This is a genomic window from Paraburkholderia graminis C4D1M, assembly GCF_000172415.1.
Lineage (GTDB): Bacteria > Pseudomonadota > Gammaproteobacteria > Burkholderiales > Burkholderiaceae > Paraburkholderia > Paraburkholderia graminis.
In genome coordinates, this window is sequence record NZ_ABLD01000004.1 from 351,328 (window position 1) to 363,500 (window position 12,173).

10 protein-coding genes and 3 pseudogenes are annotated in these 12,173 nt (G+C 66.2%); 9 read left to right on the forward strand and 4 right to left on the reverse strand.

All coding sequences use genetic code 11. The annotated features are described in order from the left end of the window. Window positions 1-13: 13 nt before the first annotated feature. The gene (locus tag BGRAMDRAFT_RS09630; protein WP_006048524.1) at window positions 14-1,870 is read right to left on the reverse strand and encodes an autotransporter assembly complex protein TamA; all 1,857 of its coding nucleotides are present in this window, start codon (window positions 1,868-1,870) and stop codon (window positions 14-16) included. 359 nt (window positions 1,871-2,229) lie between these two features. On the opposite strand from BGRAMDRAFT_RS09630, the pseudogene BGRAMDRAFT_RS35295 reads away from it, so the two are divergent. The 4 genes and pseudogenes from BGRAMDRAFT_RS35295 to panD all read left to right on the forward strand — a co-directional run. Then, window positions 2,230-2,322: pseudogene (locus BGRAMDRAFT_RS35295) on the forward strand (DUF3460 family protein); the annotation flags it as partial. 105 nt (window positions 2,323-2,427) lie between these two features. Then, window positions 2,428-3,291: pseudogene (locus BGRAMDRAFT_RS35300) on the forward strand (segregation and condensation protein A); the annotation flags it as partial. A 284-nt stretch (window positions 3,292-3,575) separates the two neighbouring features. After that, complete coding sequence (gene panC, locus BGRAMDRAFT_RS09640) at window positions 3,576-4,409, forward strand: pantoate--beta-alanine ligase (protein ID WP_006048526.1); 834 nt, start codon at window positions 3,576-3,578, stop codon at window positions 4,407-4,409. A gap of 52 nt (window positions 4,410-4,461) precedes the next feature. Then, window positions 4,462-4,848, forward strand: coding sequence for an aspartate 1-decarboxylase (gene panD, locus BGRAMDRAFT_RS09645; RefSeq protein WP_006048527.1), 387 nt, complete (start codon window positions 4,462-4,464; stop codon window positions 4,846-4,848). Window positions 4,849-4,917: 69 nt separating this feature from the next. Here the strand turns inward: panD and BGRAMDRAFT_RS09650 are convergent, their stop codons facing one another. After that, complete coding sequence (locus tag BGRAMDRAFT_RS09650; protein WP_006048528.1) at window positions 4,918-5,556, reverse strand: ParA family protein; 639 nt, start codon at window positions 5,554-5,556, stop codon at window positions 4,918-4,920. Window positions 5,557-5,893: 337 nt separating this feature from the next. On the opposite strand from BGRAMDRAFT_RS09650, the gene BGRAMDRAFT_RS09655 reads away from it, so the two are divergent. Beyond that, entirely contained in the window at window positions 5,894-6,313 is a 420-nt protein-coding gene (locus tag BGRAMDRAFT_RS09655) for a PaaI family thioesterase (protein WP_006048529.1), read from the forward strand. Window positions 6,314-6,464: 151 nt separating this feature from the next. Here BGRAMDRAFT_RS09655 and BGRAMDRAFT_RS09660 read toward each other — a convergent pair whose 3' ends face one another. Both BGRAMDRAFT_RS09660 and BGRAMDRAFT_RS09665 read right to left on the reverse strand, forming a co-directional pair. Further along, entirely contained in the window at window positions 6,465-6,881 is a 417-nt protein-coding gene (locus BGRAMDRAFT_RS09660; protein ID WP_006048530.1) for a DoxX family protein, read from the reverse strand. 159 nt (window positions 6,882-7,040) lie between these two features. Continuing rightward, window positions 7,041-8,585, reverse strand: a complete 1,545-nt coding sequence (locus BGRAMDRAFT_RS09665) for a cobyric acid synthase (RefSeq protein WP_006048531.1) — start codon at window positions 8,583-8,585, stop codon at window positions 7,041-7,043. A 45-nt stretch (window positions 8,586-8,630) separates the two neighbouring features. Here BGRAMDRAFT_RS09665 and cobU point away from each other — a divergent pair, with 45 nt between their 5' ends. The 4 genes and pseudogenes from cobU to BGRAMDRAFT_RS09685 all read left to right on the forward strand — a co-directional run bounded on the left by cobU (window position 8,631) and on the right by BGRAMDRAFT_RS09685 (window position 12,172). Beyond that, complete coding sequence (cobU, locus tag BGRAMDRAFT_RS09670; protein WP_006048532.1) at window positions 8,631-9,185, forward strand: bifunctional adenosylcobinamide kinase/adenosylcobinamide-phosphate guanylyltransferase; 555 nt, start codon at window positions 8,631-8,633, stop codon at window positions 9,183-9,185. Continuing rightward, window positions 9,185-10,119: pseudogene (gene cbiB, locus BGRAMDRAFT_RS09675) on the forward strand (adenosylcobinamide-phosphate synthase CbiB). Before cobU ends, cbiB begins: the two are co-directional and overlap by 1 nt. 19 nt (window positions 10,120-10,138) lie before the next feature. Next, window positions 10,139-11,200 (forward strand): threonine-phosphate decarboxylase CobD, encoded by a 1,062-nt coding sequence (cobD, locus tag BGRAMDRAFT_RS09680; RefSeq protein WP_006048535.1) that lies wholly within the window; start codon window positions 10,139-10,141, stop codon window positions 11,198-11,200. 51 nt (window positions 11,201-11,251) lie between these two features. Continuing rightward, window positions 11,252-12,172 (forward strand): cobalamin-binding protein, encoded by a 921-nt coding sequence (locus tag BGRAMDRAFT_RS09685; RefSeq protein WP_006048536.1) that lies wholly within the window; start codon window positions 11,252-11,254, stop codon window positions 12,170-12,172. The last annotated feature ends 1 nt before the right edge of the window (window position 12,173 follow it).

Sequence of the window (12,173 nt, forward strand, 5' to 3'; positions counted from 1 at the left end):
AAGGAGGTTTCCATCAGAAGGCGATCCCAAGCGTCAGATAAGGCCGCACGCTTCGGTTGCGGATGCCGTAGGCCACGTCGACGTTGACGGGACCGACCGGGCTGCGCCAGCGCGCGCCGACGCCCACGCCCGGATAAAACACTCTTTCGCCCCAGGTGTCGGTCGCGGTGCCGACGTCGAAGAACGCGGCCGCGCCCCAGTCGTGCGTGAACCAGTGCTGATATTCCGCCGACCCCGTCAGCAGATATTTGGTCGGCAGCACGGAACCCTGAACGTTGTTACCGATGCTCTGGTAACTATAGCCACGCACCGAATTCGAGCCGCCCGCGCGAAACAGCAGCGAGGCCGGAATGCCGCTCGAACTGCCGCTCGTGAACACGCCGCCCAGTTCCGCGCGAAATACCACGAGGTCCTGCTTGCCGATCGGCAGATACTGCTGGCCGCGCGCGTAGCCGCGGATAAACGTCTGGTCGGTCAGCACGCCCTTCACCGCGAAACCGGCCTCGACGTGGATCAGATTGCCTTTGCGCGGAAACAGCGGGTCGTCGGTATTGCGCCGGGTCCACGACCAGGTCGGCACCAGCGCGCGGCTCGTGGTCGGCGGGCCGACGTTCTGATCGAGCCGATCCTGGTAGAAGAGGATCGCGTAGTTGTAGTCGATGAATTGCGACGTGCGCGTGCGCTGCACACCGCCGCGGATACTGTAGATGCGCGTGTCGGAAACATCTGTCGTCGTGTAGGAAGCGAGCACGCTATTGGTCCATGCGCGCGGGCCCGGCGGCATCGCAAGCTGTATCTGGCCGTATTGCTGCACCTGATCGACGCGGCCGTCGATGGTGAACGGCCACGCCTTGCCGAACGTATTCAGATACGAGTACGCGCCCTGCACGAGCGCGCCGTTATCGGTCGAATAGCCGACGCCGCCGCGAATGCTGTTGTACGGATATTCCGACACCTTCACATGCAGCGGCGTTTCGGCCGGCTTGGCCGGGTCGCTGTCCACGTCGATCGCGACGCTCGCGTAGTACGGCGTGTTCTGCAACTGCCGCTGCAATTCGGTGATGCGTTGGACGTCGTAAATATCGCCGACCGAAATCGGATTGACGTTGTCGACGATCTGCTCCGGATAGCGCCGCGTGCCCGACACGTCGAGCTTGCCCATCGTGAAGGTCGGCCCGCTTTCATAGGCGACGGAGAGCTTGGCCTCGTGCGTGCGCGGATCGACGCGCGCCTCCGAGTGGTAAATCTTCGCGCCGAGATAGCGGCGCGCCTGCAAGGCCTTCAGCGATGCGTTCTTCGCGTCGTCCCAGTCGCCTTGGGAAAACGGATCGCCTTCGTGCAGCGAAAACGCGAAGCGCGCGGTGTTTTCCTGCTCCGGGTCCTCGGTCAGCACCGGGCCGCGAAACGACAGCGAGATCGAACTGATGGTGGTTTGCGGGCCTGGATCGACGCTCACGGTGACGCGCTTCGCGTTGTCGACGGTGCGCACGTCGGTGCGCACAATCGGCGTGAAATAGCCCTGCGTCGCGGCGAGATCGCGCACCTGCTGCGGCGTCGCGGTGATCAGAAACTCGAACTGATCCTCGCTGATGTCGGGACGCTTCGCGAAGCGCGCAATATCCAGATGCTCTTCGAGGAGTTTGCGCAGCGAGCGCGGCGAGGCTTCCACGTCGACCTTGTAGCTCGCCGCCGCGCGTGCCGCGTAAGCGGGCCCGCCGGCGAGCGTCAGCAGCAGCACGGCGGCGGCAAGCCACGCGCGCAGCCAGCGCCGCAGCGCCGCGTTGCCGGCCGACGCGCGCCGCTGCGCTGCACCCCGCGCGCTGCGTTCACCGCGCCGCTCTTGCGGCTTTTCGATCGCACACCCCGCCAAGCAGGACCTCCGGCCATGGTTGATGAATTTTTCGTTCGGGCGCGCAGTGCCGCCGAAGCTCGCTATTTGACCACATCGGCGGAAGCGCGCTATCTCTAAACGCACGCCCGAACACAAGCTCGAACGCGCTGCCGATCCCGCCGCAGACGCATCCAGCGAGGCGGACGCGCCCGCCTTTGACGCGTCATACGGCGCGCGGTTCCAGCCACGCATGCAGCGCGCAACATCGGCCACGATGCGTGCGCCGTCGACGGGGTTTTTCGACCGCGCGCGGCGCATGCGCTAAAATTGCGAAATAGATGCGGCATCCGCACGAAGACCAGCGAAGCCGCCGTTTCCCCAACCACGGACGTCGAGCCATGTATCAGTCGGACATCACCCAGTTCCTCAATCAGCTCAAGGAGCAGAAGCCCACGCTGGAAGCCGAGCAGCGCCGCGGCCGGCGCTCTGTGGGACAGCAGCCGATCGACCTGGAAGAGCGCGCCGAGCAGAAGGCTTCGCGCGTCGAACAGACGCTTACCAGTACTATCAGAACTTCTAAGCGCCCGGCGCAACCGATGAGTCACGCCGACGAGGCACACGGCGCGCCGCCGGATTCGTCCGACGCCGCGCTTGCCGCGCCCGCCACCGATTCGACGCCGGACACCGTCGACGGCATTGCTTTCGCGCGCCTGTACGGCGAGCCGCTCTTCAAGCTGCCCACCGACCTGTACATCCCGCCGGACGCGCTCGAGGTGTTTCTCGAAACGTTCGAGGGACCGCTGGATCTGTTGCTCTACCTGATCCGCAAGCAGAACTTCAACGTGCTCGACATTCCGATGGCGGATGTCACGGTGCAATACCTCGGCTACGTCGACCAGTTGCGCCAGACCAATCTCGAACTCGCATCCGAATATCTGCTGATGGCGGCCATGCTGATCGAGATCAAGTCGCGCATGCTGCTGCCCGTCAAGAAAGTGGACAGCGGCGAGGAAGCCGAAGACCCGCGCGCCGAACTCGTGCGGCGCCTGCTCGAATACGAGCAGATGAAGCTCGCCGCGCAGCGCATCGACCAGTTGCCGCAACTCGGGCGCGACTTCCTGCGCGCCGAGGTCTACATCGAGCAAAGCATCACGCCGCGCTTTCCCGACGTGAACAGCGAAGACCTGCGCGCCGCGTGGGCCGACGTCATCAAGCGCGCGAAGCTCGTCCAGCATCACAAGATTTCGCGCGAGGAACTGTCCGTGCGCGAGCACATGAGCTCGATCCTGCGGCAATTGCAAAGCGCACGCTTCATGGAGTTCGCCGAGCTGTTCGATACCGGCAAGGGCGTGCCCGTCGTGGTGGTGAACTTCATCGCGGTGCTCGAGCTGTGCCGGGAATCGCTCGTCGAAATTACCCAGGCGGAGCCGTTCGCACCGATCTATGTGCGCCTCGCCTATTGCCGGCCTGAACGTCGCTTTCGGGCGGAAGCGCGGCCGTTGGGCCGGCCATTCGCCAGGCCGTTAGCGAAGCCATTCGCCAGCGGGGCCAGCATGGAAACCGCGGCGCCGCACCTCCCCATTTCGAGTGGCCGATCAGGCCTCATTTCGGTGCGTCGCGCCGGCAAATCCACTACAATCCCGCGCTTCGAACCTGTCATTACCAGTGAGGCCGCGGGCCGCGCAACCGGCCAGGCCGTTGCGTCAACCCAGTCTCGCGCCGCGCGAGGAATCCCTGTCCGATCATGAAAGTCATCAGCTCGATCCATGAATTGCGCGACCAGTTGCGCGGCCAGAATCGTACGGCCTTCGTGCCCACCATGGGCAATCTGCACGAGGGCCATCTGTCGCTGATGCGCCTCGCGCGCCAGCACGGCGATCCGGTGGTGGCGAGCATCTTCGTCAATCGTCTGCAGTTCGGACCGAACGAGGATTTCGACAAGTATCCGCGCACGCTGGAAGCCGACATCGAGAAGCTGCAGAAGGAAAACGTCTACGTGCTGTTCGCGCCGACCGAGCGCGATCTGTATCCGGAGCCGCAGGAGTATCGCGTGCATCCGCCGCACGATCTGGGCGACATCCTCGAGGGCGAATTCCGGCCGGGCTTTTTCCAGGGCGTGTGCACCGTCGTGATGAAGCTGATGTCGTGCGTGCAGCCGCGCGTCGCGGTGTTCGGCAAGAAGGATTACCAGCAGTTGATGATCGTGCGCCGCATGTGCCACCAGTTCGCGCTGCCGACCGACATCATCGCCGCCGAAACCGTGCGCGATGCCGACGGCCTCGCGCTCAGCTCGCGCAATCGCTTTCTGCAGGCAGCCGAGCGCGCCGAGGCGCCGATGCTGGCGGCCGAGCTCAATCGCGTGCGCGACGCGGTGCTCGCCGGCGAACACGACTTCGCGGCGCTCGAGCGCGCGGCGATGGCCGCGCTGAGCGCGCGCGGCTGGCAACCGGATTACGTCGCGGTGCGCAAGCGCTCGAATCTGCTGCCGCCGGGTCCGCAAGACGCGAACGCCGAACTGGTCGTGCTGGCGGCCGCCAAGCTTGGGTCGACCCGTCTTATCGACAACCTCGAAATCTGAAATTGTCTTAGGCGATTGGACTGCGCCTACGAGTCACAAGGATTGACTAGCCATGCAACGCAACATGCTGAAGTCGAAGATTCACCGCGTCGCGGTCACGCATTGCGAGCTGCACTACGAAGGTTCGTGTGCGATCGACGAAGATCTGCTCGAAGCGGCGAATATCGTGGAAAACGAGCGGATCGACATCTGGAACATCAATAACGGCGAGCGCTTCTCGACGTACGCGATCAAGGGCGAGCGCGGCAGCGGCATGATTTCGCTGAACGGCTCGGCGGCGCGGCGCGCGCAACTGGGCGATCTGGTGATCATCGCGGCCTTCGCCGTGGTCGACGAAGCGGAACTGAAGGCGGGCTGGAAGCCGGACCTGGTTTTCGTCGACGAAAACAACAAGATCAAGGGTAGCCGCGACCACGTGCCTACGCAGAACTGGACCTGAGCGAGTTGCTGGCGTTGCGGGAGGCGTCGGTGGATCTCCGACTGCCGCGCCGCCCAGCCCCGCAATCGCTCAACCCTTCCTCGCGGCGCCGTTCGTCCACTCGATGATCGGTTGCCACTGCTCCAGATCCTTCTCCACGCGGCTTTTTGCGACGTCCCACAGCGTCAGGCCGTGCGCCGCGAGCTGCACGTAATTCTGCGTGTCGCGCAAATAGCCGAGCACCGGCAGCTTCAATCCCTCGACGAAACGGTGCAATTGCTCCGCGGAGCGCGTGCGCGCATCGACCCGCATGCCGACCACGCCGATCTCGATCGCGCCTTTCCTGACGGCCTTCTCCTTGGCCAAGCGCTCCAGAAAATCCTGCGTGGCGAGGATGTCGAACATGGACGGCTGCAGCGGCACGATCACCTTGTCCGCCAGTTCCAGCGCGACGTTCATGCGATTGCCGTGCAGGCCGGCGGGCGTGTCGACGATCGCGTGCTCGAGCCCCTTCGGCGGCCTGGCGGGCGTCTCCGGGTTGACTTCCCACGTTTCGATGGCGGGCAACGTGTCGGGCCGCAACGACAGCCACGCATGCGCCGACTGCTGCTTGTCCAGATCCGCGAGCGCCACCCACTCGCCGTTTGCGGCGAAATAGCCGGCCAGATTCGTCGACAGCGTGCTTTTGCCCACGCCGCCCTTCGGATTCGCCACCACGATTACCGTCATGAATACTCCCGGAAAGAAGGCTGGGCGCTGCCAGCCGGTTTGCCGCTGTGTGTCTTCAACTGTATGCGTCGGATTTTGCCCTGCTGTCCTGCTGTCCTGCTGTCCTGCTGCCACGCCGATGTGCCGATGTGCCGATGTGCCGATGTGCCGATGTGCCGATGTGCCGATGTGCCGATGCGCCGATGTGCCGATGTGCCGATGCGCCGATTTGCCTGGGCTTCAGTCCGCGCGCCGATCCAGCCGTTGATAATATCGACAAATGCAGCGAGGCCGAAGCCCCCGAATGGCTAATCGGCGTCGTCCGTCAGCGAATCCATCCTTCGAGGAAGCCACCGCCATGAGCAAGCTCCGTCCGGAATACACCGTCGAACGCCTGCACGAACGCCAGAAGGGCAAGCTGCCCGGCTTGCTGGGCGTGCGTGTGCTGTCGCTGGATCAGGGCATGTTGAGCGCGGAATTGACCGTGCGCGAGGAACTGCTCGCGCCGAACGGCTTTCTGCACGCGGCCACGGTGATCGGTCTCGCGGACACCGCCTGCGGCTACGCGTGCCTCGCGCATCTGCCGGAGACGGCGCGCAATTTCACGACGGTCGAGCTGAAAAGCAACTTCCTCGGCACGGCCACAGAGGGCATCATCCGCGCGGTGGCGAAAGGCGCGCACCTCGGCCGCAGCACGCAGGTGTGGGACGCGACGGTCAGCGATGCGAACGGCAAGACGATTGCGTTGTTTCGCTGCACGCAGATCGTGTTGTATTGAGGGGTCGGAGAAGGAGCAGGCACGCGACTGTCGCGCTTGCGATGCAAAAAAGCACGCGACCTGACGGTGCGTGCTTTTTGAAAATGCTGCGCGGGTGGATGGGCTCAAGGGGCGCCGGCTAAAAGCGGCCCCGCCCACGCCCCGCCGCACCTCAGGCAACCACTCCCCGTGGCGCCTTCACGCCGCCCAGCGCGAACGCGCCACTGCCGAGCAACGACTGCACGACGAGCGTCACCGCCCAGAACGCCGGATATTCCCAGCCGCCGTGCGGCGAGCCGAATCCCCAGCCGTTGTGCCAATGCGCGGACACCGCGCCGAGCATGAACGGCAGCAGCACGAGCGCGGCCCAGCGCACCTGCACGCCCAGCAACAGCGCAATCCCGCCGATCAGTTCGACGAACGTCGTCACGTAAGCCAGCCATCCCGGCAAGCCGAACGAGACGAAGAACTGCGCGGTGCCGGGCAGCGTAAACACAAAAATCTTTTGCAGGCTGTGCGCGAGGTACAGCACGCCGAGGGCGACGCGCAAGATCAAAGCCGCCAGATCGGCGGAGCGGTTCGGGTTCATGACGGGATCCTTCGTGAGAGGTGGGAGACGGCCTGGACGAAGCCGGTCGATGTCCGCCACTCTATTCGAACCACCACGCACGAAAAACCGTCGATTTCGCTTTGATTATTTCCTGCCGCGATGCAGTCGGCGGCCGCGTCCTTTCAAGCGCAACCGCCGTCAAGCCATCGCCGCCATCAATTTCCCGAGATCCAGGTGCTCCGCCAGCGTATCGGCCAGCCGATCCAGCGACGCTTCGCGCAGCGCCGGATAATCGATCGCCGCGGCATCGCTCAGCCCGGCCCACGCCAGGAGCGCCGCGCACGCGGCCGGCGTGTCGAACAGGCCGTGCACGTAGGTCGCGAGAATCTGGCCATCCACGGACAGCGCGCCGTCGGGACGCGACTCGTCCGCTTGCCCGAGGCGCAGCGCCGGCGAGTCGAGCGCAGGACCGTGCGTCTCGCCCATATGAATTTCATAGCCCGCGACTTCGGGCGAACCAGGCAGCGCCAGGCGGCCGCTAACATTCTTGAGCGTCTTCTCGCACGTCAGCACCGTCGAGTAATCGAGCCAGCCCAGTCCCGCCGACGTCCCCGGCGCGCCTTCCACGCCATGCGGGTCCGCCACCTCGCGCCCCAGCATCTGCATGCCGCCGCAGATGCCGATCACCCGACCGCCATAGCGCAAGTGCCGCTCGAGCACCGCGTCCCAGCCTTGCGCGCGCAGGAACGCGAGATCGCCGGGCACGTTCTTCGAACCCGGCAGAATGATGAGATCGGCGGGCGGCGGCGCCATGCCGCTTCGCACGTAATGAAAATCGACCTGCGGATGCGCGCGCAGCGCGTCGAAATCGGTGTGATTGCTGATATGCGGCAGCACCGGCACGACGACCCGCAACGTGCGAGCAGCGTCGCCGCGCTGCGCCGCGCGCAACTCCGGCGGCAGCATGTCCTCGGCGTCGAGCGTGAGGCCGTGCAGATACGGGAGCACGCCGAGCACCGGCTTGCCGGTCTTCGCTTCGAGCCAGTCGAGCCCCGGCTGCAGCAGTCCGATATCGCCGCGAAACCGGTTGATGATGAAACCGCGCACGCGCGCCTGCTCGCTCGCCGACAGGCACGCGAGCGTCCCCGTGAGATGCGCGAACACCCCGCCCCGGTCGATGTCCGCCACCAGCACGACCGGACAGTCGACCGCTTCCGCAAAACCCATGTTGGCGATGTCGCGATCGCGCAGATTGATCTCGGCCGGACTGCCCGCCCCTTCCACAAAGATCGTGTCGTAGGCCGCTTGCAGCCGCGCATACGACTCGAGCACCGCCTCGAACGCGACCGGCTTGTAGTCGTGATACGCGCGGGCGTCGAGATTCATGCGCGCCTTGCCGTGGATGATCACCTGCGCGCCGCGATCGCTCGTCGGCTTGAGCAGCACGGGGTTCAGATCGGTGTGCGCGGCGATGCCGGCGGCCACCGCCTGCAGCGCCTGCGCGCGCCCGATTTCGCCGCCGTCGACGGTCACCGCGCTGTTCAGCGCCATGTTCTGCGGCTTGAACGGCGCGACGCGCACGCCCGCGCGCCGCGCGAGCCGGCACAGGCCGGCGACGAGCGTGCTCTTGCCCGCATCGGACGTGGTGCCCTGAATCATCAGCGTGCCGCGCGGCATGAAGACGGCGTCATGCGGGATCGAATGAATGCTCACGGGAAGGTTGGATTCGGTGGGGAAACGCATTATCCCATCGCGCCGACCCGCGCTGCACGCCGGTACAATCACGCGATGATTTCCCGCGACCTCACCTTCGTCATCGGCGGCGCGCGCTCCGGCAAGAGCGTGCACGCGGAACAGCTCGCCAGTCAAAGCGCGCTGCCCGTCACCTACATCGCGACGGCACGCGTCACCGGCGACGCCGAATTCAGCGCGCGCATCGCGCATCATCGCGCGCGGCGTCCCGCGCACTGGCGCCTGCTCGAAGCGGACGTCGACCTCGCGGGCGCGGTGTCGAAGGCGGACGCGCCCGGGCATTGCACGCTGATCGACTGCCTGACGCTGTGGCTCGCCAACCTGCTATGTCCCGCCGACGGCGACGCGCTCCCGCCCGCTCAAACTCAAGCCCACATCGAAGCGCTCGAGGCCGCGCTCGCCAACGCTCGCGGCAAGATCATCGCGGTCAGCAACGAAATTGGTCTCGGCGTCGTGCCGCTCGGCGCGGCCACGCGTCTATACGTCGATGAACTCGGGCGGCTCAATCAGCGTATCGCGGCGCTCTCCACGCAGGCCGCGATGATGGTCGCCGGCCTGCCGCTGTCGCTCAAAACCGCAGGCGGCGCGTGATGCTGTCGCTTCCTCTCATCGTGACGCTCGCCACCGCGGGCGTGGCCGTCGACCGTTGGATCGGCGAGCCGAGCGGCGCGCATCCGCTGGTCGGCTTCGGCAAATGGGCGGCGCGCCTCGAGGCGCATTACAACCGTGGCCGGCGCTTGCGGCTCAAGGGTCTGCTCGCGTGGTCGCTGGCTGTGTTGCCGCCGGTGCTGGTCGCCTGGTGGCTTGTCGCGGTGCTGCCGTTTTTTGCGGCGTGCGCCGTGCACGTCGCGCTGCTGTGGTTCGCGCTCGGCGCGCGCAGCCTGCACGATCACATCGAACCGATTGCGCGCGCGCTCGCGCAGCGCGATCTCAGCGAGGCGCGCCTGCTGACCGCGCGCATCGTCTCGCGCGAAACCGCCAATGCCGACGAAGCCGCGCTGTCGCGTGCCGCGGTCGAATCGGCGCTGGAAAACGGCAATGACGCGATTTTCGGCGCGCTCTTCTGGTTCGCGATCGCGGGCGGCCCTGGCGCGCTCGGCTTTCGCCTCGCCAACACGCTCGACGCCATGTGGGGTTATCGCACGCCGCGCTATTTGCGCTTCGGCTGGGCCGCCGCGCGCCTCGACGACGTGCTCACCTGGATTCCCGCGCGCTTCACCGCCGCGAGCTACGCGCTGTTCGGCGACACGCGCACCGCGTGGCGCTGCTGGCGCGAGCAGGCGCCGCGCTGGGACAGTCCGAACGCCGGCCCGGTGATGGCTCGGGCGCGGGCAGCCTGAACGTGCTGATCGGCGGTCCCGCGGTTTATAACGGCATGCTCGAACATCGGCCGACGCTCGGCTTCGGTCATCCCGCGAAGGCCGCTCACATCACGGCCGCGCTGATGCTGGTCGAGCGCACGGTGATCCTGTGGCTGGCGGTGCTGATCGTGCTGGCCTTGCTGAGCGTGCCCCTGCATGTCTGAGCGAAGCGCCGAATCCTGCATGCGTCATGACGCGTCGCCCGACACGGCTTCTCATGCGGCGGCTGGCGCGCTCATCGTGCATGGCGGCAATCTGCACGAAGCGGCCGAGCGCTATTGCATTCCGTACGATCAGTGGCTGGATTTGTCGACGGGCATCAATCCGCACGGCTATCCGGTGCCGCCCGTTCCCGCCGATGCATGGCGCCGCCTGCCCGACGATGGCGACGACCTCGCCGCCTGCGCCGCGCGCTACTACGGCGCGCCCGACGCGGCGCACGTGTTGCCGGTGGCGGGAAGCCAGGCGGCAATTCGCGCGCTGCCGGCGTTACTGCCGCGCGCGCAGGCCGGCGTCGCGGCGCTCACGTACAGCGAATACGCACCCGCGTTCGAGCGGGCCGGGCATCGCGTCATGTCGCTCGATATTTCCTGCGACGTGCTGCCCGAGACGCTCACGCATGCAATCGTTGTGAATCCGAACAATCCGACGGCCGAGCATTTGAGCGCCGCGAGGCTGCTCGCCTGGCATGCTCAACTGAGCGCGCGCGGCGGCACACTGCTCGTCGACGAAGCGTTCGCCGATACGATGCCCGCCGCTTCGCTCGCAGCGCACGCGAATCGCGAAGGGTTGATCGTGTTGCGCTCGCCTGGCAAGTTCTTCGGCCTCGCGGGTGTGCGCGCCGGTTTCGTGCTCGCCGCGCCCGCCGTGCTCGACAGCTTGCGCCGCGCGCTCGGCGCGTGGACGGTCAGCGGCCCCGCGCGTCATGCCGTGAAAGCGGCGTTCGCGGACCGCGCGTGGCAACAGCAGATGCGCTCACGGCTCGTCGCGGACAGCGCGCGCCTCGTCGACATGTTGCAAGCCCACGGCATTCGCACGCGCGCCACGCCGCTCTTCGCCTGGACCGACGACGCACGCGCCGCGGCCTTGCATCAGGCATTGGCCACGCGCGGCGTGTGGACGCGGCTCTTTGCATCGTCAGGTAGCGTGCGGTTCGGCTTGCCTGCAACCGAAGCGGAATGGGCGCGGCTGCAAGAGAGCCTGCGCGCAGCGATCGATACGATTGACGCTGCGGGCGCTGCCTGATTCCTCGTGCTTTGCCATGCCGACGCGCCACCGAACCCGATCTCTCAACCGATGACCCAATCAGTGCGCCGTGCCCGCCTCACCTTCGCCGCCATGTTGATCACCGCGGCACTGCCGGCGCGAGCCGGCATCACCGTGACCGACGATACCGGCGCGGTCGTCACCCTGCCCGCCGCAGCACAACGCGTGATCAGCGTCGCGCCGCACGTCACCGAACTTTTGTATGCGGCGGGCGGCGGCTCGAAAATCGTCGGCGCGGTGTCGTACAGCGACTATCCGCCCGAGGCAAAGCAACTGCCGCGCGTCGGCGATAACAAGTCGCTCGATCTCGAACGCATCGTCGCGTTGAAGCCCGATCTGATCGTGGTGTGGCGGCACGGCAATGCGCAACGTCAGCTCGACCGTTTGCGCGAATTGCACATACCGTTGTACTTCAGCGAGCCGCATCGCCTGGACGATATTGCCGTCTCGCTGACGAAGCTCGGCCAGTTGCTCGGCACCTCGTCCACTGCGGATGCAGCCGCGGCCGCGTATCGGCGCGACATCGCGAACCTGCGCGCGCAGTACGCGAAACGGCCGGCCGTGAGCGTGTTCTATCAGGTGTGGGATCAACCGTTGATGACGCTCAACGGCGAACACATGGTCAGCGACGTCATTGCGCTATGCGGCGGACGCAACGTGTACGCCGCACTGCAACCGCTCGTGCCCACGGTGTCGACGGAAGCCGTGCTCGCCGCCAATCCCGAAGCGATCGTCACGGCCGCGCCCGGCGCGACGAAACCGGACACCGCGTTGCCGCAATTGAGCGCATGGCGCGCGTGGCCGCGTCTATCGGCGGTGGCGCACGACAACCTGTTCGCCATCGACGGCGATGTGATCAATCGGCCCACGCCGCGCATCGTGCAGGGCGCGACGCGGCTGTGCGAGGACCTTGAACTCGCGCGCTCGCGCAGAAAGCAGAACGCGCAATAAC